Genomic DNA, 20,500 nt, shown 5'->3' on the forward strand with positions numbered 1-20,500 from the left:
CAGCGGCTCAGATGCCCCACGCGAACGGATCGGTTTCGTCGATCAGCAGTGTGCTGTCGGCGGTCATGTGGGCGCGGCCGGTGATGTAGGGGCGGATGCGCTCGCCTTCCCATTCGAAGGAGCCTTCGAACTGGCTGCCGGTGATGCTCGCCTGCACCCAGCGCTCGCCGGGCGCGAGTTTTTCGTCGGCGGCCAGGCAAGCGAGTTTGGCGCTGGTGCCGGTGCCGCAAGGGGAGCGGTCGTAGGCTTTGCCGGGGCACATGACGAAGTTGCGGCTGTCGGCCTCGGCGTCATCGGCGAACAGTTCGATGTGGTCGATGAGCGCGCCGTCCTCGCCATGGATGCCTTGGTCTTCGAGGGCCTTGAGCATTTTCCAGGTGAGGTCGGTCAGGGTTTCGACGTTGTCCATTGTGAGGGTCTGGCCGTGTTCGGAGACCAGGAAAAACCAGTTGCCGCCGTAGGCGACGTCACCGAGGAAACGGCCGTATCCCGGCACTTCCACCGCCACCTGCTTACGGAATCGATAAGCCGGCACGTTGCCCAGAGTCACGGCGCCGTCTTCATGCAGCGTGGCGCTGACCGGGCCGACCGGCGTGTCGATCTTGTGCACGCCCGGTGCGATCAGCCCCAGGTGTTGCAGCGATGCAACGAGGCCGATGGTGCCGTGGCCGCACATGCCGAGGTAACCGGCGTTGTTGAAGAAAATCACGCCGCAGGTGGCGTCCGGCGACACCGGCTCGCAATACAGCGCGCCCACCAGCACATCGTTGCCGCGCGGTTCCAGCAGGCAGGCGCGGCGCCACTGATCGTGCTGGTTGCGCAGGGCGTCGCGCTTCTCGGTCATGGTGCGACCGGGCAAGTCGGGAAAACCTTTCATCACCAGACGTGTGGGTTCGCCGCCGGTGTGGGAATCAATGACGTGTACTCGTTTCATGGACAGATCCCGTTAAGTGATTTCAGTAAGCGCCGGCAGTGCGCGGGTTGGCGGCGGAGGCAGGGGACGGCGAAGCGACTTCGCTTTCATCCTCTTCCGACTCCAGGCGCAGCAGGTGTGCCGGTACGCCGGTGGCCGCGCCCCAGTAATAAATGCCCATCGCACAGGCGGCGACGACCAGGGTGTCGAACGGATGGGTGAGGATGCCCAGGCCACCGAAGGTGCCGAGTTTCGACAGGACGATGGTCACCGCGTAGAAGGCGATCAGCCACGCGGACGAGCGCACTTGCCGGGACAGACTGAGGTGGGCGGTCGGCACGAAGCGGCCGCAAAGCAGGTAGACGACGAACATCAGAATTTGCAGGCCGAGCAGCCAGGACACGGTGTTCCAGCCCGACCAGTAAACGATCAGCGCAGCGATGATGAACGACACCGGCCCCAGCACGCCCATGCACTTGACCCGGAACGGGCGCGGCATGTCGGGTGCATTGCGACGCAGCGCGGCGACGGTCACCGGGGCGACGGCATAGCTCAGCACCAGCGCGGCGGACACCACGTTGATCAGCGCTTCCCAGGACGGGAACGGCAGGGTCCAGAACACCGACAGGGCGAAGGTCAGCCACAGCGCCGGACGCGGGATGCCGGACTTCGCGTCGATGTGGGTGAAGACCTTGAAGAACGTGCCGGTCTGCGCCCAGCCGTAGATCACCCGCGGTGTGGCGTTCATGTAGATGTTGCCGCAGCCGCTGGGGGAGATCACCGCATCCGCCACCACCAGATACGCCAGCCAGCCCACGCCCAGCGCCAGGGCGATGTCGCGGTACGGCAGGGCGAATTCCTTGGAAACCCCGGCCCAGCCATTGGCGAGCAGTTCGGTCGGGATGCCGCCGAGAAAGGCGGTTTGCAGCAACACGTAGATCGCAGTGGAAAGCAGCACCGACAGGATCAGCGCAATCGGGATGGTGCGTTGCGGGTTCTTCACTTCGCTGGCCACCGAGATGATCGGGGTCAGGCCGAGGTAGGCGAAGATCACGCCGCCGGCGGAGACGGCCATCTCGATACCCGAGAGTCCGAATGGAGCGAAGCCCTGAACCTGAAAGTTCTCCGGTTTGAAGAAGGTGAACAGCACGCCGATCACCAGCAGCGGCACGATGAACTTGAACACGCTGACCAGGTTGTTGGCCTTGGCGAAGGTCTTCACGCTGCGGTAGTTGAGCAGGAAGAACACGCACAGCAGGCCGAACTGCACCAGCCAGCCGAGCAGGGTCGGATCACCGCTGCCGGCCTTGGTCAGGCTCGGAAACCAGGCCGCCGCGTATTGGCGAGAGGCAACCACCTCGATCGCCACCAGACTGGAAAACGCGATCAGCGTGATGAAACCCATCAGGTAACCGAGCAGCGGCCCGTGGCTGTAAACCGGGTAGCGCACCACACCGCCAGCGCGGGGCAATGCCGCGCCCAGTTCGCAGTAAACGATGCCCAGCAGCAACACGGCGAACCCGCCCAGCAACCAGGAAAAAATCCCCGCCGGCCCGGCAATCGCCGACACGTGACTGGCCGCGAACAACCAGCCGGAACCGAAGATCGCCCCCAGCCCGATAAAGGTGAGGTCGATCAATGAAAGTTGTTTTTTGAACTTGCCTTGGCCTGACATGGCATCGCCTTCTTGTGAGTTATTGGATAGGCAGGTGTGAGTCACTGGAACGGCTAAACAGTGAACTCATCAGGCGTCGGGCGATTGATGTTTTGCGCAGCTGCGGATGACGAAATCGGCACAGTTGCGAAGAAAGACTGCGGCGCTCGACACGCTTCGAACGTTGCTGCAATCTGCACGCGAACGCCTCAGGGCGGGCACGTTTTCAGGCCGATCCACTCACCGGGGAAGACCTTCACATGCAGAACGCGTTTGCGATCCTCTGTCAGGGCGATGAGCGCCATCGGCCGCATACTCTCGATGCACTGCTGGGCGGCGTGGCACCGCTGTTGCCGATGCTCGACGTGATTCCGAACGCGGCGATCTTCATCAAGGACGTGCGGGCGCGGTACGTCCTGGCCAATCGCACGCTGGTGCAGCGCTGCGGCCTGAAAGACCTGAAACCGCTGCTCGGCAAGACCAGTGCGCAGGTGTTTCCGGCGCAACTCGGGCCGGGTTATACCGAGCAGGATCGGCGGGTGCTGGAAGAGGGCTTTGTGCTGGAGGATCAGCTGGAACTGCACCTGTACGGCAGTCGCGAACCGGGCTGGTGCCTGACGCACAAGCGTCCGCTGTACAACCGTGACGGCGAGATCATCGGCCTCGCGGGGATTTCGGTGGACCTGCAATCGGCCAGCGAAACCCACCCGGCGTTTCAGCGCCTGGCAGCGGTCGATGAACACATCCGCGCGCATTTCAATCGTCGGGTGACATTGGGCGAGTTGACACGGATCGCCGGTATTTCGGTGGCGCAACTGGAGCGCTACTGCAAACGGGTCTTTCACCTGACGCCAAGGCAGATGATTCAGAAAGTGCGGCTGGAACATGCCCATCGGTTGTTGCACACCGAGCTGCCGATCACCGAGGTGGCGCTGCAATGCGGCTACACCGATCACAGCGCATTTACTCGCCAGTTCAAGGCGTCGACCGGGTTCACCCCGCGCCAGTACCGGCAGGCGACGGAACGTTGAGTCGCTTTCGGTCCGTCACGACTAGACTCAAAGGAACATGCACCTCCATCACATGAAAGGCCTTGCGGCAGAGGAAACGCGATGAGCACAAAGCGGCTGTGCCAATGCTCGTCATGGATTCTGCCGAGCCTGATTGCCGTCAGTCTGGTGCTGACCGCCGGCTGCTCCAGTCGGGCGGCCAAGAACCGATATCCGGCCTCCGGGATCGGCGACAGTTGCTATGCCAAGGCGCTGCCCACGGTGGGCGAGGGCGGGCTGGCCTGGGGTTCATCCTTGAACATCGCCCGGCAGAAATCCCTGAACAACTGCATTCGTTATGCCGGCCGCTCCGGTGGCACGCCCGACACCTGTCAGGTGGTGTTGGCCAAGTGCAAGAACTGAGCGGCCGGCGTTCTCGTCACGTCAGCAGGTACACCGGAAAGCATTCGCACAGGTGCATCACCCGGCGGCGGATGTTTTCCACCCGCGCGGTGTTGTCCGGTTGCTCCAGCAGGTCGGCGATCAGGTTGGCTACTTCGGCGCATTCGGCTTCACCGAAACCGCGCGTCGTCAGTGCCGGGGTGCCGATGCGGATGCCGCTGGTGATCGCCGGTTTCTGCGGGTCATCGGGGATCGCGTTTTTGTTCAGCGTGATGTGGGCGCTTTCCAGCAGGGCTTCGGCGTCCTTGCCGGTGATGTTCATCGCGCGCAGATCAAGCAGGAACATGTGGCAGTCGGTACCGCCGGACACCACGCGCAATCCGCGTCGGGTCAGCACATCGGCCATGGTCCGGGCGTTGTTGATCACCCGTTGCTGGTAATGCTTGAACTCGTCGCCTAGGGCTTCGTTGAACGCCACAGCCTTGGCGGCGATCACGTGCATCAGCGGGCCGCCCTGATAAACCGGGAAGATCGTCTTGTCGAGCACGGCGGCGTATTCGGCCTTGGCCAGAATCAGGCCGCCGCGCGGGCCGCGCAGGGTCTTGTGGGTGGTCGAGGTGATGAAGTCGGCGATGCCCACGGGCGACGGGTACACGCCCGCCGCGATCAGCCCGGCGTAGTGGGCCATGTCGACCATCAGGTAAGCGCCGATTTCATCGCAGATCTTGCGAAAGCGCGGAAAGTCGATGACGCGCGAATACGCTGAGGCGCCGGCGATGATCATCTTCGGCCGGTGTTCGCGGGCCAGGGCTTCCATTGCTTCGTAGTCGAGGGTTTCGCTGTCCTTCTCCAGGCCATAGGTGAAGGCCTGGAAAAACTTCCCGGAGAAATTCACCGAGGCGCCGTGGGTCAGGTGCCCGCCGTGGGCCAGGGACATGCCCAGAATCTTGTCGCCGGGCTCAAGCACCGCCAGGAACACCGCCTGATTGGCCTGTGAGCCGGAGTGCGGCTGGACGTTGACGTACTCGCAACCGAACAGCTTGCGGGCGCGCTCGATGGCCAGGTTTTCGATTTCGTCGACGACCTTGCAGCCGCCGTAATAGCGCCGGCCCGGATAGCCTTCGGCGTACTTGTTGGTGAGCAGCGAGCCCTGGGCCTGGAGCACTTCTTCGCTGACGTAGTTTTCCGAGGCAATCAGTTCCAGGTGGGTTTCCTGGCGGTTGCGTTCGCGGTCGATCAGGCGGGCAATGGCGGGGTCGAAATTTTGCAGGCTCATGCGGTGATTCCTTGTGCAAGCGTTTCGGTCAGCGTGACCGGCACGTGATGAGGGAACACACGTGACGGGCTCGCGGCCGTGTCGGAGAGAAAAATGGAGGTGTCTTTCAAGCCGCTGCCGGTGATCAGGATCACGGCGGTTTGCGCGGTGTCGGGGTGTTGTTCGGCGTACTTCAGCAGGCCGGCGAAGGCACTGGCGGCGCCGGCTTCGGGAAACACGCCGGTGCTGGCGGCAAGCTTCGATGCGGCGGCGACGATGCTCGCGTCACTGACGCAGATGAATTCGCCCTCGCTGGCGGTCACCGCGCGCATGGCCTTGAGCCGGTCGCGGGGCAGCGCCACGTTGATGCTGCTGGCCAGACTGGTGGGGGCGATGCGTTCGGTCTGCTGCATCGGCTGATCGCTGCGCCACGCCCGGTACATGAAGTTGCTCTGCTCGGCCTGCACGCCGATCAGGCGCGGGATGCGCTCGATCCAGCCCAGTTGCAGCAGGTCGAAGAAACCCTTGTAGACCGAACCCAGAATGCAGCCATTGCCGACGGGCACGAACACCAGGTCCGGCACCTGCCAGTGCAGTTGTTCGCAAATCTCGAAGGCGACGGTTTTCTTGCCTTCGCTCATGTACGAATTGATCCCGGTGGTGCGGTTGTACCAGCCGTAGCGTTCACAGGCATTGAGGCATTGCTCGAAGGCTTCGTCGTATTGACCGTCGACCAGCACGATCTCGGCGCCGTAGCCCTGCATCTGCGCGCGCTTTTCACGGGGTGCGGTTCGGGGCAGGTAAATCACGTTGTGCAGGCCCAGGCTGGCACTCATTCCGGCCAGTGCCGAGGCCGCGTTGCCGGTGCTGGCCACCGCCACGGTGCGCGCACCGGACTGCATGGCGTGAGCCACGGCCAATGCACTGGCGCGATCCTTCAGCGAACCGGTGGGCTGGCGCGATTCATCCTTGATCAAGACCTTGATCCGCGAGCCTTTGCCGAGCAGGTCGGTCGGCGCGTACAGCGGCGTATTGCCCACCAGTAGCGGCGGAATGAACTGCGTCGAGCTCAACGGCATCAATCGGTCATAGCGCCACATGCCACGGGCCTGATGATGGGCCAGGCTTTCTTTGGGCCATTCGCGTCTGAGCGTCGGGTAATCGTAAAGCGCGTCAAGGGCACCATCGACTTTGCAATGAGGGCAGAAATAACTGACCTCGTGCGGCTGGTAGCTGCGGTCGCACACCAGGCACTGCAACACATACTCTCTGTACGAACTCTTCATGGCCATCCCCTGGAAGTACGCTGTGCGGGTGCATTCCCTGCCGACGCCGGCCCGAAAAACGGACCGGCGGGCACTGCTGACAGACGGTGTTTCAGACCACCATGATGGCGTCGATGGCGACCAGGGTATTGCGCGCCAGGGCGCTGGCGCCGGCGGTGGTGCGGGCCGGATACGGCGGGGTGAAGTATTCCTCCATGACCCGGTTCAGGGTCGGGAACTCGTTCAGGTCAGTGATGAATGCCGTCACCTTGACCACGTTCGCCAGGCTGCCACCGGCGGCCTCGGCCATTTGCGCCAGGTTGTCGAGGGTCTGGCGCAGCTGGCCTTCGAAATCCTTGGCCAACACTTCGTTGTTCAGCGCCGACACGGGCGTCTGGGCCGACAGGTAGATGGTCTGGCCGTGGCTGACCTTGATCCCCTGGGAATAGGTGCCCAGCGGCAGAGGCGCCTTGTCGGTGAAAATCACGTTTTCTTCGCCCAGGAATGGCTTGGCGGCGGACTGGAGTTGAGCGTTGGTTTGCATGGTGACGATCCTTGTTGGGTGGGTGGTGGGTTAGTGCAAATCGGCAACCTGTTTCACGGCCAGACGGGCAAATGCCTCGTCGCGGCAGCGAGCCGGGGAAAAGTGCTGGTAATTGAGTTGCAGCGCCGCCAGATCCGCCGGCATGGCGACACCCAGTGCAGCGTGGGCGCACAGCCGGGCGATAGCCGGCGCGGCCTGAATGCCGTAGCCACCGAGGGCGGCCAGCCAGATGAAGCTTTCCTCTTCGGGATCCTGGCCGAGCACCGGCGAGCGGTCGGCAACAAACGTGCGCAAGCCGGCCCATTTATTGATGATCGAGCGTGGGCGCAGGCGTGTGGTGTTCTGCAGGCGATCCATGGTGATCGCCAGGTCCAGTTCTTCCGGCAACGCATCGCAGGGCAGCGAAGGGCTTTCGTCGCAGGGCGAAACGATCAACCGTCCGGCCTCGGGCTTGATGAAAATGTCTTCGTCGACCGTGCCCAGATACGGCGTGTGGTGTACGTCGCACTGCGGATCGACCGCCAGCACGGTGCGCCGCAATGGCCGCACGCCGACCTTGGGCACGCCGCAGCGCTCGGCCAGTTCATCGGCCCAGGCACCGGCCGCGTTGACCACGATGGCGGCTTCCAGTTGCTGACCGTCAGCGGTGTGCAGGGTCCAGTGCCCGGCGCGTCTTTCGCCGCGCAGCACTTCGGTCTCGCGTTTGATCACGCCGCCCCGGGCGCGCAGGCCGCCGAGGTAGGCGCCATGGATCCCGTGTACGTCCAGATCGAAGGCGCTGGGCTCGTAGATTCCGGCGCTCCAGGCGCCTTCGGCGAGGTAGGGCACCAGTTCCAGCACCTGCTTGTCATCGAGTAACTTGGCGCTCGGCACTTGCGCCAGTACCGCATTGAACCGCGTGGCCAGTTTGTCCACCCGCGCAGCCTGAGCCACGATCAAGGCACCCCGAGGTGCCCACAGTGGATGCTCAGCCAGACCTTGCGGCGGGTTTTCGAAGAAACTCCTAGAGGCGCAGGTCAGCGAGCGGATCTGCTGGTTGCCGTAGCTTTCCATCGAGATCGCCGCCGAACGGCCGGTGGTGTGATAGGCCAGTTGCTGTTCCTGTTCGAGCAGGCAGACGCTGCCATGAGCGGCCAGCTCATAAGCGGCCGAGACACCGGCAATGCCGCCGCCCACCACAATGAAATCGTAACGAGCGGTCATGGACGGCTGCCCTCGGCAATGGCGGCGGCTTTGCTTTCGCGGGTCCAGGTCAGCACGAAGTGGGCGACAAGGCCGAAGATCAAGCCCCAGAACGCGGCGGCCAGGCCGAGGAAACTCATCCCGGATGCCGTCACCAGGAAGGTGATCAGGGCGGCTTCGCGCTGTTTCTCGTCAGCCATGGCACCCGTCAGGCCGGCGCTGATTGCGCCGAACAGGGCGAGGCCGGCGAGGGAAGCAATCAGTTCTTTGGGCAGGGCGGAAAACACCGACGCCAAAGTCGCGCCGAAGGTGCCCATCAGGATGTAGAACACCCCGCAGGCGATCCCGGCGATGTAGCGCTTGTCACGGTCTTCGTGGGCTTCGCGGCCGGTGCAGATTGCGGCGGTGATGGCCGCCAGGTTGAAACCGTGGGAAGCGAACGGCGCCATCAGGACCGAGCCGATTGCAGTGACCGAAATGATCGAGCGGGCCGGGGTGTTGTAGCCCGAGGTGCGCAACACCGCCATGCCCGGCACGTATTGGCCGGTCAGGGTCACCAGCGCCAGTGGCAGGCCGATGTTGATGATCGCGTGCCAGCTCCATTCCGGGGCGATGAACACCGGTTGCGCCACGGCGATGGTGATCGAGCCGCTGTTGAGGGTGCCGAACGAGGCGGCGACGGCGCAGCCGACAATCAGCACCGACAGAATGGCGTAGCGCGGCGAGACGCGCTTGAAGATCAGGTACGCCGCAATCATCGACAGCACCAGCTCCGGCTGCAGCTTGATCGAGGTGAACAGCTCGGCGCCGAAGCGAAACAGAATGCCCGCGAGCATGGCGGCGGCGATGGCTTTGGGCAGGCGGCTCATCAATTTGTCGAAGGCGCCGGACAGACCTACGATGGCAATGATCAGCGAGGCCACTATATAAGCGCCGATGGCCTGGGGCAGGGTGACGGTCGGCAGCATCGACACCAGCAACGCCGCGCCCGGGGTCGACCACGCCGTGATCACCGGGATCCGCAAACGCCAGCTCAACAGCAGACCGGTAATCCCGCTGCCAATGGAAATGGCCCAGATCCACGATGACACCACGTCGTTGGGCAGGTGCGCTTCCTTGGCGGCCTGGAACACGATGATGAGCGGGCCGGCATAGGAAATGATCACGGCAATGAAGCCCGCAATGACGGCTGAGAGGGATAGGTCCTTTCTGATTGTGTCCATGATGTCTCGGCTTGGCGCGGCGGAGTCGCGCAGTGGTCAGGAGAATTGAGTCGATTGATTCGATTCGAGATGAGTGTATTTGAATGAATTGAGTTGATTCAATAGTCCGCCAGGTTGTTACGAGATGTTTTTTTGCTATCAGTCCCTGTTTTTCCGCTTTTAGCGGATTAAGTATTTGATTAATAAGCCGATAAATTATTTCGAAATTATTTCATCGCCACGGCGCGTATCGATTCAATCGTGGCGTCAATCGACTCAATTTATCGATTGGGTTGATTTATTAGTTGCCTAACCTCCGTGTGATATGCTCGGATATTCATCATTTCTACGATGGGCAGTGATCATTCATGTGGGTTCCCCAGCTAAGCGAGTTCAGCCAGCCGATGTATTTGTCGATTGCCGATGCGTTGGCGCGCGATATCAGTAACGGCGTGTTGAACGAAGGCGATCGCCTGCCGACCCTGCGGGAGCTGGCCACCACCCTGAATGTCACGCCGGGCACGATCAGCCGGGCGTACAGCGAAGCCCATCGGCGGCGTCTGGTGCAGGGCGAGGTAGGGCGCGGGACGTATGTGCTGAGCCAGAGCCAGCTGGAACTGCCGGCGAGCAACAGTGCCGCGCCGCTGAATCTGGGGCAGTCGGAGCTGCTTGATCTGTCGATCATCAAGCCCTACAGCGAGACCCTGGAGTACTGGCTGCGCGGCGCGCTGGTGGGCATGGCCAAAAGCACGGATTTCGCCCGGGCCCTGGATTACGCGCCGGACGGCGGTCACCCGGCCCATCGCGAGGCGGGCGCGCAGTGGTTGCGTCATTCATTGCCCGACGCGCAATGGCAGCAAGTGGTGATCACCGCCGGCGCCCAGCATGGCCTGATGGTCGCGATGAGCGCCCTGACCAATGCCGGCGACCTGGTGCTCTGCGAAGAGCTTTGTTACCCCGGTATCATTTCCCTGGCCCATGGCCTCGAGCGCCGTTTGCGTGGCGTGGCCATGGACGACGAAGGGATCATTCCGGAAGCATTGCGCGAGCTGTGCCTGCGGGAGAAACCGGCGATGCTGGTGTGCGTGGCGACCTGTCAGAACCCGACGGCGTCGATCATGTCGCAAAAGCGCCGGGCGCAGATTGCGGCGCTGGCCGAGGAGTTCGACTTCATCATTCTCGACGATGACATCTATGGTTTTCTGGCCACCGATCCGTCGATCAAACCGCTGTCAGCGTTTGCACCGGACCGTTCGGTATACCTCACCAGCCTGTCCAAATCGGTCATGCCGGCCTTGCGTGTCGGTTATCTCTACAGCCCGCCGAAATTGCTGTCGCGCCTGACCTCGATGGTACGCAGCAGCGTGTGGATGCCGTCACCGCTGACCGCGCAACTGGCCAGCAATGTGATCACCGAAGGCCTGGACAAGAAACTGATCCGGATCCAGCGCAACGAGGCCGCCGGCCGTCAGGCGATCGCTCAGGAAATCTTCGCCGGTTTCGAACTCAAGACCCAGCCGTACTCGTACCACGTCTGGCTGACGCTGCCCGAACCCTGGACCGCCGACGAATTCACCATGCTCGCCCGGGCCAACGGCGTATTGGTGCTGAGCGGCACGCAGTTCCAGGCCGAACGCTCGGGGATCACCCGGTGCGTGCGGCTGGTGCTGATGTCGCCGACCAGCCAGGAAGAACTGCGCTTCGCCCTGACCAAACTGGCGAGTCTGATCGATTCGGATCCGCGGCGGTATTACTGAGTCCTCGCGGGCAAAAAACCAAATCCCCATGTGCTCCATTCGTCCCTTCATACGTCGCAGTTCTCACTGCCCGTTCCCGTATGTCTGGAGTGCTCTCGATGCCCGCGTTCAAAACCCTGCCCACTGCCTTGCTGGGGCTGGCCCTGGCCTGTCCGGCCCTGGCTGAAAGCCAGCGCCTGGAGTTGGGGCAGGTGCTGATCGGCGCCGAGGACCGGAGCGGGGAGGATGCGTCGGTTGAAGAGGCCGAGGCGCGGCTTGCGCAGGTGCCCGGCGGCACCAACGTGGTCGATATGCGCCGCCCGATGCAGGGCCGGGTTGCGAGCAATCAGGACGTGCTGGCGTATCAACCGGGTGTCTATGCCCAGTCAGCGGGCAACGAAGGGACGAAAATCTCGATCCGTGGCTCGGGCATCAACCGTGCTCCCGGCGCCCACGCGTCGGGGCTGTACACGATGCTCGACGGTCTGCCGCTGACCGGCCCCGGCGGCACGCCTTACGAATTACTGGAGCCGCTGTGGCTCGACCATGTGGAAGTGCTGCGCGGTGCCAACGGTTTTGATCGCGGTGCGCTGGCCCTGGGCGGCGCCGTCGATTACGTCAGCCACACCGGCTACGACGCGCCACTGCTGAATGTGCGCTATGTCATGGGCAGCCACGGTTATGCCCAGCGACAAGTCAGCTCCGGCCAGGTGCTGGGTGACTTCGATTACTACCTGTCGATGACCGACGCGCATTCCGACGGTTATCAGGATCACACCGCCAGCAAGAGCCAGGGCGTGATCGCCAACTTCGGTTATCGCTTCAATCCGAATCTGGAAACCCGCTTCTACATCCGTCACCGCGAGACCGACAACGACCTCGCCGGGCGGGTGACCAAGCACTCCATCGAACACGATCCACGCGCGGCCAATCCGGCCTACGTAACGCGCAACGACAGCCGCGATCAGCCCGGCAGCACCTTCATCGGCAACAAGACCACGTACTACATCGATGACGATTCGAGCATCCAGACCGGTCTGGTTTATCACGATTACCCGATGGATCTGCGCGAAGGCCCCAACCGCCTGAAGGTCGCTTATACCGATGTCAGCGGCACGTTCGACTACAAGCGCCGCGGCACGCTCTGGGGAATGGAGAGCAACAGCACCGTGGGCCTGCGGGTGACCAAACACCTGCCCAACGACGGGGCCAGCGAACGGGTGCGGATTCCCACCGGCAACACCGCCCGCTACGCGCCGGGCACGCACATGCGCAACTTCACTTATCAGGGTTCGGATTCTGTCCTGCACGTGGGCAACGACCTGGAAATCGCCGACGACCTGTGGCTGACCACCGGCCTCGCCGCGATCTACACCCGCCGCGAAAGCGCGGTGACCTACCCGGAAGGTGGCGGCAAGACCAGCCTCGGCGACTGGGATTACGCGCCACGTCTGGGCCTGCGCTATCAGGTGACGCCGGATCTGCAACTGTTCGGCAACCTCAGCCGCTCGGTCGAAGCGCCGCATCCGTGGTCGCTGATCTACAGCTCCAACGTACGCTTCCCGGCGGGCAGCGGCGCCGCCACCGGCACCCAGCGCGACCCGGTCAAGCTGCAGAACCAGACCGCGACAACCCTGGAACTCGGCGGCCGTGGCGACAGCGCGCTCGGCGAATGGAGCCTGGCTTGGTACTACGCTCAGGTGCGCCACGAATTGCTCTCGGTATTGCCGGACGCCAACGCGACCACGCCTTACGAGCTCAACGCCAGCCCGACCGTGCACCAAGGTGTCGAAGCCAGCCTGAACAGCAATCTATGGTCAGCGAACGATGGCGGCAAGTTGAGCCTGCGTCAGGCCTACACCTTCAGCGACTTCCACTACCGCGACGACGACCGCTTCGGCGACAACCGCCTGCCGGGCTTGCCGATGCATTACTACCAGGGCGAACTGCGCTACGACTTCCCGCTGGGCTTCTTCGCGGCAGTTAACACGCAACTGGTCTCGAAAACCGCAGTGGATTACGCCAACAGCTATTACGCCGATCCTTACGCCACCTTCGGCGCCACACTGGGCTACAACGCACCGAAAGGCGACTGGCAGACCTGGCTGGACATGCGCAACCTGACCGACAAACACTACGCCGCTACCGTTACGCCGGGTTATGACGATAAAGGACTGGACGCCGCACGCTCCACGCCGGGTGAGGGCATGGCGATGTATGTCGGGGTGTCGTGGAGTCTGCTCTGAGGGCCAGCCATCAGACAATGTCATCGATCAGAATATGACGCTGCCCGCGACTGCATTGCTCGATCCGCGCCTCGACCTTGTAGACCGTGCGCAGCATCGGCTCGGTGATGACTTCATGGCTGGGCCCGCTGCCATGGGCCGTGCCGCCCGCGATGACCAGCACCTGATCGGCAAAACGCAGCGCCTGATTCAGGTCGTGGATGGCGATGAACACGATCACCTCGCGTCGGCGCGCCAAGGCTTTCATGAAGTTCAACACCTGAACCTGCCGGTGCATGTCGAGTGCGCTGGTGGGTTCGTCCATCAGCAGGATTTCCGGTTCGCGCACCAGCGTCTGGGCGATTGAGACCAATTGCTGCTGACCGCCGCTCAATTCCCCCAGGTTGCGGAATGACAGTTCGGTGATCCCGAGCGCGTCGAGAATCTCGTCCACCAGTTTCAGTTCATCGTCGTGAACTGACCAGTTGGGCGTCAGCTGCTTGCGCGCCAGCAGCACCGATTCGTACACCGTCAACCGGGCGCTGGCGTTCAGGCCTTGCGGCATGTAACTGATGCCCTGCGTGCCTTTTTTCGAACCTTCCAGAATCACTTCGCCCGGGCCGTCGATCAGCCCGGCCATGCGTTTGAACAACGTCGATTTGCCCGCCGCATTGGGGCCGACAACCGCCACGACCTGGCCACCGGTAAACGTCGCGGTACTCACACCGGAAATGATCTCGCGCTGCCCGTAGCGGGCGCCGAGGTTGTCGAGCCGGATCTTCACCATGAGTTTTTCTTACCGTTGAGAATCAGAGAAATGAAGAACGGCACGCCGATCAGTGACGTGACCACGCCGATGGGGAATATCGCCCCCGGGATCAGGGTCTTGCTGACCACCGAACTGGCGGACAGGATCAGCGCGCCGGTCAGCAACGAGGCCGGCAGGAAAAACCGCTGATCCTCGCCGATCAGCATCCGCGCGATGTGCGGCCCGACCAGCCCGATAAAGCCGATCGTGCCGACGAACGCCACCGGAAACGACGCGAGCAGGCTGACCATGATCAGCGTCTGAAAACGCAGGCTGCGCACGTTGATACCGAAGCTGGCAGCCTTGTCATCACCCAGGCGCAGGGCCGTCATTGCCCACGCGCGTTTGGCGAAGATCGGCAGGGTGATGAGGATCACCACGCAGATCACTCCGAGTTTCGGCCAGGTGGCTTTGTTCAGGCTGCCCATGGTCCAGAACACCACGGCCGCCACGGCTTGTTCGGTGGCGAAGAACTGCACCAGCGCCAGCAGCGCATTGAAGGTAAACACCAGCGCAATGCCGAGTAGCACGATGGTTTCGGCGGTGACGCCACGGCGCATGCTCATGAAGTGAATCAGCAGTGCCGAGAGCATCGCCATGATGAACGCGTTGAGCGGCACCATGTATTGCGCCGCCAGCGGAAACAGCGCCACGCCGAAGGCCAGCCCCAGCGCCGCGCCGAAACCGGCCGCCGCAGAAATACCGAGGGTGAAAGGGCTGGCGAGCGGGTTGTTGAGGATGGTCTGCATCTGCGCCCCGGCCAGTGAAAGCGCTGCGCCGACAGCGACCGCCATCAACGCCACCGGCAGACGGATGTCCCACATCACCACCCGAACCTGGGCCGAAGCGGTGTCCGGCGAGAACAACGCACCGAGCACTTCGCTGAGGCTGTAGCGGGCCGGGCCCAGCGCCAGATCGAGCAGCACGCTGAAGATCAGCAGCACGCCCAGCCCGAGCAGAATCAGCCGTTTACGCAGCACCAGCCGGCGGTAAGTGACGCTCTGCACAATCGGTGCTTCGCCCAGTGAACTCATGGTTTGGCCTCGGTTTTTTGCAGGCTGACGAAATAGCCCGGCTCGTAGGGCACCGGCAGGAAGCGCTCGTGCATCTCGCGAAATGCGGCGTCCGGGTCAAGATCGGCGAACAGCTCCGGGTGAAACCATTTGGCCAATTGCTGAATGGCCACGAACTGGTAAGGGCTGTTGTAGAACTGGTGCCAGATCGCATGAAACGCCTGAGTGTCCTGCGCCTTGATACCGGCGTAGGCCGGGCGCTGGGTGTACCAGGCCAGTTTGCGTCGGGCTTCGGTGAGATCCGCGCCCGGGCCGACACCGACCCAATGGCCGCCCGGGGCAAAGGCTTCCCAGTCGGCGCTGGTGACCACGACATGGTCGGGGTTGGCGACGATCACTTGCTCAGGGTTCAGTTGCCCGAAGGTGCTCGGAATGATTCGTCGGGCGATGTTGTTGCCGCCAGCCATGTCGACGAACAGGCCAAAGTTCTCGTTGCCGAAACTCAGGCAGCAGTCATCGGTGTAGCCGCCGATGCGCTCGATGAACACGCTGGGGCGGGCAGGGTGGCGCTTCTCGATCACGTCGGTGACGCGATGGATCTGCTGGTTACGAAAGTCGATGAAGGCCTCGGCACGCTCTTCCTTGCCGAACAACTTGCCGAACAGGCGCATGGTCGGCTCGGTGTTCTGCATGGGGTTGTTGCGAAAGTCGACGTACACCACCGGGATCCCCAAGGCGTCGAGTTTCTCGATGTAGCGGGCATCCTCGGTCGCGTGCTGCGCTTCGATGTTGAGGATGATCACGTCAGGCTTCTGCGAGATCGCCTGCTCGATGTCGAAGGTGCCGCTCTCGAAACCGCCGAAGGTCGGGATCTTGGCGATGTCGGGGAATTTGCGCAGGTAGGCGTTGTAGGTGTCCGGGTCGGACTGGATCAGGTCCTTGCGCCAGCCGACGATGCGTTCGATAGGATTCTGCGTATCCAGTGCGGCGACCAGATACAACTGGCGGCCTTCACCCAGAATGACCCGGCGCACCGGCAAGTGAACCTTGACCGTGCGGCCCTGCAAATCGGTAACCGTGCCCAGTGCCGGATCCGCTTCGGCAGCCCGTGCGCTGCTCGGCATCAATGAAGAAATCGACAGACCCAGCAGCCCGGCGAACAGCAGGGCGGCGAAGGTCTGGCGGCGGCGAAAAACATTAACCATGGTGTATGCCTTTGCAAAAGCCGGATCGGACCACGACGCCAGGCGCCGCACCGGGCCGGACGTTTCAGAAATCGACAGTGGCCGAGAGCAACAGGGTACGAGGCGCGCCCTGGGAGAACGCGCCGTAGGAGGCGACGCCGGACCAGTATTCACGGTCGAACACGTTCTGCACGGTGGCCCGGAAAGTGGTCGGTCGTTCGGCGATGCGCGTGGCGTAGCGGGCGCCGACGTCGAAGCGGGTCCAGGCGTCCAGTTGTTGAGTGTTGGCCTGATTGACGTACTGGCTATCGGTGTAGATCGCGCCGCTGGTCAACGTCAGGCCTTCGATCTGCGGGACGTCCCATTCGGCCCAGAGGTTGGCTTGCACCTCGGGAACGCCGACCGGTTTGTTGCCACGGTTGGCAGCGACGCCGGTGCGGGTCAGTTCGCCGTCGAGCAGCGTCACGCCCCCGATCAGGCGTGTGCCTGTTGCAATCTCGCCCGCCATGTTCAGTTCGACGCCACGGTTGCGCTGTTCGCCATTGACCGAGAACACCCCGGATGCCAGTTCACCGCTGGGCTTTTCCAGCTGAAACAGGGCGATGGTGGACATGAAACGGCCGTAGTCGAACTTGACCCCGACTTCCTGCTGGCGGGACACATAAGGGGAAAAGATCTCGCCCGCGTTGGCGGCGGCGGACGGCGCGATGTCACCCTTGCTCAGGCCTTCGACGTAGTTGTAGTAGAACGAGACATGGTCCCAGGGCTTGGCGACGACCCCGAACAGCGGGGTGGATTTGCTTTTGTCGTAGGACGTGGTGACGAAACCGGCCGCGTTGTAGTTGTCCGACTTGATGTTCTGCTGACGCACGCCGAGTGTGACTTGCAGGCGTTCGTCGAGCACCGACAGGGTGTCGGCAAGGGCCACGCCCGACAGCTCGCTTTCGGAAACCTTCGGCGTATCCGGTTTGGCGATCGCGGGTTTCGGGCGGTCGATCGGGTGGTAGATGTTCGACAGGATCGCCGGCCCGGAAATAATGCCTCGGGACAAGTTATCGCGGTAGCGGGTGACTTGCAGCGCGGTGCTGTGACTGATCGGCCCGGTGTCGAACCGAAGCCTTGCACCGGCATCGACGGTGTAGCGCTGGACTTCGAATTTGTAATAACCGGGGATCGACGACGTGTCGCCCGCTTCGTTGATGATGGTCGGGGTCTGGTCGGACATGCGCGCGACATCCGACTTTCCTCCACCCGCGTGGGCGAACACGGTCAGGTTGTCGTTGAGGTCGTATTCGCCGCCGAGCAACGCCGATTTGTCGCGGGTTTCCGACCAGCCCCATTCCTGGCTGACGCTGGTGCGGCCGTTGGCTGCGGATGGAATCTCCACGCCGGAGGCGATCAGGAAGGGGCGGGATGCAGCGTCGAAACTTTCTTTCTGATTGATCAGATCCAGCGTGGTGCGCAGGCGTTCGCCCTGATAGTCGAGGGCAATCGCGCCGATGCCGACCTCTCGGGATTGCTTGTCGATGGCCGTGTCGCCTTGCTGGACGCTGCCATTGACCCGTACGCCGAAGCGGCGTTCTTCACCAAAACGCCGGCTGACATCGAGGTGCCCGCCGAGCTGGGTATTCAAGGCGTAACTGGTGGTGAAGCGGGTCAGGTCTTCGTCCAGCGAACGCTTGGGCACCACATTGATCACGCCGCCGACGCCGCTGTTGGGCGACATGCCGTAGAGCAGGGCGCCGGGGCCTTTGACCAGTTCGATCCGTTCGGCGTATTCGGTGAACACCCGGTAATTGGAGGCCACGCCGTACACGCCGTCGAACGCCAGTTCGCCGAGATTGCCTTCGCCGACCGGAAAACCCCGGATGAAGAAAGAGTCGACAATCCCGCCTGTCTGCCCGGTGGAACGTACCGAAGAGTCGCGTTCCAGCAAGTCGCCGACCGTGACAGCCTGCTGGTCCTTGATCAGCGTCGAGGTGTAACTGCTGACGCTGAACGGCGCGTCCATCGCATCGCGGTTGCCCAGAATGCCGAGGCGCCCACCGCGCGCGACCTGACCGCCCGCCAGCACCGGCGGCAAGCTGTTGGCGCGCTTGTCGATGCCTTCGACCGTGGTGTCCGACAACGTGACCCGGCGCACCACCAGCGTCCACGTTCCGTCACTGCGCGCGACCATTTCCAGACCACTGCCTTCGAGCAGTCGGGACACCGCTTCCTGCACCGAGTAGCTGCCGGACAATCCCGGGCTGACGAGGCCTTCGGTGATCGACGGCTGAAACGACAGGGCGATGCCGGCATCCACGGCGAAGCTCGACAGGGTCACGCCCAGCGGGCCGGGCGCGATGTTGTAGGCTCGAACAGTGACCGCGTCCAGTTGCGCCGGCCCGGCTGCCTTGGCGAGCGCGCTGCTGCCCAGGCCCAGCACAACGCCGAGCAACACACTGCGCATAACGGGCTTTAGCAGACGATCCGCAAACAAGGGTCGTGCAACGAGCATGAAGGGGTGACCCTATGGACGAGGTGGAATGGTTGTTCCTTTCATTGCCAGCCGAGATCAAAAAAAGTATCACCTGCGCGGTTATTTTTTTTGCTCAGGCGGGTGAGAGCGTCACCCAGTAACCGCTCAAGTGCCCGGAGACGAGCACGGGATAGGTTTGCGCCAGCATGTTCAGCGAGCGTTGGGTATCGCTGATGGGAAAGGCTCCGGAAATGCGCAAATCGGCAATGGCCGGGTCGCAGCGCACAAAGCCTCGGCGATAGCGCGCCAGTTCGACGACGAAATCCGCCAGCCGCATTTTGTCGGCCATCAGCATGCCCTGGGTCCAGGCGCCGACGTTGCGGTCGGTCGGGTTCATTGCGCCGAAGGCTTGAGATGAAAAGTCGGTACGTTGCCCGGCGCTGACGATGACGGGCGCACTTTGAGGGCTGTCGGCCAACTCGACCTGCACAGCGCCTTCGAGCACTGCGAGTTGGGTGCGCGGTTGCCATTCACGAACGGTGAAACGCGTGCCCAGCGCCTGCATCCGGCCCTGACGGGTGCTGACCAGAAAAGGTCGAGGTTGCGCGGCGTTGTCCGGCGCGGTCTGCACCAGGATTTCGCCTTCGCGTAAATGGATCAGCCGCTGCCGGGTGTCGAACAGGACGTCGATGGCCGTGTCGGTGTTCAGGGTGATTTGCGAGCCGTCGGCCAGGGTCAGTTCGCGGCGCTGGCCGACGGCTGTGTGGTAATCGGCGGACCATTGCTGCGATTGCGCGAGTTTCCAACTGCCCCAGCCGGCGGGCACCGCTGCCAGCAGCAAGGCCAGTTTGCTGAGGGCTGCGCGACGTTCCGGGTTGCTCGGGCGATCCAGCGCCGACATCGCCAGCGACGGCGGCAGGCCGCCGAACTTGCTTTGCAGCAACTGCGCTCGGGCCCACGCCCGGTTGCGCTCGGGGCTGCTGACTTTCCAGTATTCCCACTCTGCACGCTCGGTTTCGCTGAGGTCGTTTTCACTCAGGCGCATCAGCCACTCGGCGGCTTCTTCGAGGATTTTCGGATCGAGCGGCGGTTCACTGCGTCGCGTGAGCATTCATTCCACCAGCATCAGGCACTGCACGAAAGCCTGTTTCATGTAGCGCTTGACGGTGATCAGCGAGACGTCCAGCTGTTCGGCAATGTCGGTGTATTTCAAGCCGCCGATCTGCGACAGCAGGAACGCACGTTTGACCAGCGGCGGCAGGGTGTCGAGCATCGCGTCGATTTCGTGCAGGGTTTCCAGCACCACGAAGCGCAACTCGGGGGAGGGCACTTCCGGCGCCGGCAAATGCGCGAGGGCATCGAGGTAGGCGCGTTCCAGTGCCTTGCGCTGATACCAGTTGATGAGGATGCCCTTCGCCACGCAACTCAGGTACGCCCGGGGCTGCTCGATGGTCGTGACCTGGGAGGCGAGGATCCGGGTGAAGGTATCCTGCGCCAGATCCGCCGCATCCATGGCGTTACCCAGTTTTTTCTTCAGCGTGGCGTACAGCCAGCCGTGATGGCCGCTGTACAGCGCTTCGATCACGCGCAGATGGTTGTCGTTGTTCGCGGGAAGGGTTTCGCTCATGGCTGCAGTGTTTTGCAATTGAGAAGTATTCCCAATGCTA

General features: G+C 62.8%; 17 protein-coding genes. 4 read left to right on the forward strand and 13 right to left on the reverse strand.

The features are described from left to right. Nucleotides 1-7 precede the first annotated feature (7 nt). Both LOY31_RS12270 and LOY31_RS12275 read right to left on the reverse strand, forming a co-directional pair. Nucleotides 8-934 carry a 4-hydroxyproline epimerase gene (locus LOY31_RS12270; RefSeq protein ID WP_258713363.1) on the reverse strand — a complete coding sequence of 309 codons (927 nt, stop codon included), beginning with the start codon at nt 932-934 and terminating at the stop codon, nt 8-10. 22 nt (nt 935-956) lie between these two features. Next, a complete protein-coding gene (locus LOY31_RS12275) occupies nt 957-2,588 on the reverse strand; it encodes an APC family permease (protein WP_007958121.1) in 1,632 nt (543 codons plus the stop codon). A 239-nt stretch (nt 2,589-2,827) separates the two neighbouring features. Here LOY31_RS12275 and LOY31_RS12280 point away from each other — a divergent pair, with 239 nt between their 5' ends. Together LOY31_RS12280 and LOY31_RS12285 are read left to right on the forward strand one after the other, a co-directional pair. Then, on the forward strand, nt 2,828-3,598 hold the full coding sequence (locus LOY31_RS12280; RefSeq protein WP_258713364.1) for an AraC family transcriptional regulator: 771 nt from the start codon (nt 2,828-2,830) through the stop codon (nt 3,596-3,598). Nucleotides 3,599-3,679: 81 nt separating this feature from the next. Next, nucleotides 3,680-3,979: a hypothetical protein gene (locus LOY31_RS12285; protein WP_258713365.1), complete on the forward strand. Its 300-nt coding sequence runs from the start codon at nt 3,680-3,682 to the stop codon at nt 3,977-3,979. 16 nt (nt 3,980-3,995) lie between these two features. Here LOY31_RS12285 and glyA read toward each other — a convergent pair whose 3' ends face one another. The 5 genes from glyA to LOY31_RS12310 form a co-directional block, all read right to left on the reverse strand. Continuing rightward, a complete protein-coding gene (gene glyA, locus LOY31_RS12290) occupies nt 3,996-5,234 on the reverse strand; it encodes a serine hydroxymethyltransferase (protein ID WP_258713366.1) in 1,239 nt (412 codons plus the stop codon). Further along, a complete protein-coding gene (locus LOY31_RS12295; RefSeq protein WP_258713367.1) occupies nt 5,231-6,499 on the reverse strand; it encodes a threonine synthase in 1,269 nt (422 codons plus the stop codon). The genes glyA and LOY31_RS12295 overlap by 4 nt, the downstream gene beginning before the upstream one ends. A 91-nt stretch (nt 6,500-6,590) precedes the next feature. Then, on the reverse strand, nt 6,591-7,022 hold the full coding sequence (locus LOY31_RS12300) for a Rid family detoxifying hydrolase (protein WP_258713368.1): 432 nt from the start codon (nt 7,020-7,022) through the stop codon (nt 6,591-6,593). A 30-nt stretch (nt 7,023-7,052) separates the two neighbouring features. Continuing rightward, complete coding sequence (locus LOY31_RS12305; RefSeq protein ID WP_258713369.1) at nt 7,053-8,225, reverse strand: FAD-binding oxidoreductase; 1,173 nt, start codon at nt 8,223-8,225, stop codon at nt 7,053-7,055. Then, nucleotides 8,222-9,427: a benzoate/H(+) symporter BenE family transporter gene (locus tag LOY31_RS12310; RefSeq protein ID WP_011333741.1), complete on the reverse strand. Its 1,206-nt coding sequence runs from the start codon at nt 9,425-9,427 to the stop codon at nt 8,222-8,224. The genes LOY31_RS12305 and LOY31_RS12310 overlap by 4 nt, the downstream gene beginning before the upstream one ends. 347 nt (nt 9,428-9,774) lie before the next feature. Here LOY31_RS12310 and LOY31_RS12315 point away from each other — a divergent pair, with 347 nt between their 5' ends. Both LOY31_RS12315 and LOY31_RS12320 read left to right on the forward strand, forming a co-directional pair. After that, nucleotides 9,775-11,163 carry a PLP-dependent aminotransferase family protein gene (locus LOY31_RS12315; protein WP_258713370.1) on the forward strand — a complete coding sequence of 463 codons (1,389 nt, stop codon included), beginning with the start codon at nt 9,775-9,777 and terminating at the stop codon, nt 11,161-11,163. A gap of 98 nt (nt 11,164-11,261) precedes the next feature. Continuing rightward, complete coding sequence (locus LOY31_RS12320; protein ID WP_258713371.1) at nt 11,262-13,388, forward strand: TonB-dependent receptor domain-containing protein; 2,127 nt, start codon at nt 11,262-11,264, stop codon at nt 13,386-13,388. A gap of 10 nt (nt 13,389-13,398) precedes the next feature. Here LOY31_RS12320 and LOY31_RS12325 read toward each other — a convergent pair whose 3' ends face one another. The 6 genes from LOY31_RS12325 to LOY31_RS12350 all read right to left on the reverse strand — a co-directional run bounded on the left by LOY31_RS12325 (nt 13,399) and on the right by LOY31_RS12350 (nt 20,460). Continuing rightward, entirely contained in the window at nt 13,399-14,154 is a 756-nt protein-coding gene (locus LOY31_RS12325) for an ABC transporter ATP-binding protein (protein WP_221533472.1), read from the reverse strand. Beyond that, nucleotides 14,148-15,209 carry an iron ABC transporter permease gene (locus tag LOY31_RS12330; protein ID WP_258713372.1) on the reverse strand — a complete coding sequence of 354 codons (1,062 nt, stop codon included), beginning with the start codon at nt 15,207-15,209 and terminating at the stop codon, nt 14,148-14,150. The genes LOY31_RS12325 and LOY31_RS12330 overlap by 7 nt, the downstream gene beginning before the upstream one ends. Continuing rightward, complete coding sequence (locus LOY31_RS12335) at nt 15,206-16,393, reverse strand: ABC transporter substrate-binding protein (protein WP_221533470.1); 1,188 nt, start codon at nt 16,391-16,393, stop codon at nt 15,206-15,208. The genes LOY31_RS12330 and LOY31_RS12335 overlap by 4 nt, the downstream gene beginning before the upstream one ends. Nucleotides 16,394-16,457: 64 nt before the next feature. After that, nucleotides 16,458-18,872, reverse strand: a complete 2,415-nt coding sequence (locus LOY31_RS12340) for a TonB-dependent receptor (RefSeq protein ID WP_258713373.1) — start codon at nt 18,870-18,872, stop codon at nt 16,458-16,460. 94 nt (nt 18,873-18,966) lie between these two features. Continuing rightward, a complete protein-coding gene (locus tag LOY31_RS12345) occupies nt 18,967-19,944 on the reverse strand; it encodes a FecR domain-containing protein (RefSeq protein WP_221533468.1) in 978 nt (325 codons plus the stop codon). Then, the gene (locus LOY31_RS12350; protein ID WP_221533467.1) at nt 19,945-20,460 is read right to left on the reverse strand and encodes a sigma-70 family RNA polymerase sigma factor; all 516 of its coding nucleotides are present in this window, start codon (nt 20,458-20,460) and stop codon (nt 19,945-19,947) included. Nucleotides 20,461-20,500 lie beyond the last annotated feature (40 nt).

The sequence above is a fragment of the Pseudomonas sp. B21-021 genome (genome assembly GCF_024749205.1).
GTDB classification, from domain to species: Bacteria; Pseudomonadota; Gammaproteobacteria; order Pseudomonadales; family Pseudomonadaceae; genus Aquipseudomonas; species Aquipseudomonas paraglycinae.

Excerpts from the sequence above, each read along its gene's own strand:
- LOY31_RS12340 (WP_258713373.1), bottom strand. The coding sequence starts at position 18,872 with ATGCTCGTTGCACGACCCTTGTTTGCGGATCGTCTGCTAAAGCCCGTT.
- LOY31_RS12320 (WP_258713371.1), top strand. The coding sequence starts at position 11,262 with ATGCCCGCGTTCAAAACCCTGCCCACTGCCTTGCTGGGGCTGGCCCTG.
- LOY31_RS12325 (WP_221533472.1), bottom strand. The coding sequence starts at position 14,154 with ATGGTGAAGATCCGGCTCGACAACCTCGGCGCCCGCTACGGGCAGCGC.
- LOY31_RS12330 (WP_258713372.1), bottom strand. The coding sequence starts at position 15,209 with ATGAGTTCACTGGGCGAAGCACCGATTGTGCAGAGCGTCACTTACCGC.
- LOY31_RS12295 (WP_258713367.1), bottom strand. The coding sequence starts at position 6,499 with ATGAAGAGTTCGTACAGAGAGTATGTGTTGCAGTGCCTGGTGTGCGAC.
- LOY31_RS12270 (WP_258713363.1), bottom strand. The coding sequence starts at position 934 with ATGAAACGAGTACACGTCATTGATTCCCACACCGGCGGCGAACCCACA.
- LOY31_RS12315 (WP_258713370.1), top strand. The coding sequence starts at position 9,775 with ATGTGGGTTCCCCAGCTAAGCGAGTTCAGCCAGCCGATGTATTTGTCG.
- LOY31_RS12335 (WP_221533470.1), bottom strand. The coding sequence starts at position 16,393 with ATGGTTAATGTTTTTCGCCGCCGCCAGACCTTCGCCGCCCTGCTGTTC.
- LOY31_RS12285 (WP_258713365.1), top strand. The coding sequence starts at position 3,680 with ATGAGCACAAAGCGGCTGTGCCAATGCTCGTCATGGATTCTGCCGAGC.
- LOY31_RS12310 (WP_011333741.1), bottom strand. The coding sequence starts at position 9,427 with ATGGACACAATCAGAAAGGACCTATCCCTCTCAGCCGTCATTGCGGGC.
- glyA (WP_258713366.1), bottom strand. The coding sequence starts at position 5,234 with ATGAGCCTGCAAAATTTCGACCCCGCCATTGCCCGCCTGATCGACCGC.
- LOY31_RS12280 (WP_258713364.1), top strand. The coding sequence starts at position 2,828 with ATGCAGAACGCGTTTGCGATCCTCTGTCAGGGCGATGAGCGCCATCGG.
- LOY31_RS12300 (WP_258713368.1), bottom strand. The coding sequence starts at position 7,022 with ATGCAAACCAACGCTCAACTCCAGTCCGCCGCCAAGCCATTCCTGGGC.
- LOY31_RS12350 (WP_221533467.1), bottom strand. The coding sequence starts at position 20,460 with ATGAGCGAAACCCTTCCCGCGAACAACGACAACCATCTGCGCGTGATC.
- LOY31_RS12305 (WP_258713369.1), bottom strand. The coding sequence starts at position 8,225 with ATGACCGCTCGTTACGATTTCATTGTGGTGGGCGGCGGCATTGCCGGT.
- LOY31_RS12275 (WP_007958121.1), bottom strand. The coding sequence starts at position 2,588 with ATGTCAGGCCAAGGCAAGTTCAAAAAACAACTTTCATTGATCGACCTC.
- LOY31_RS12345 (WP_221533468.1), bottom strand. The coding sequence starts at position 19,944 with ATGCTCACGCGACGCAGTGAACCGCCGCTCGATCCGAAAATCCTCGAA.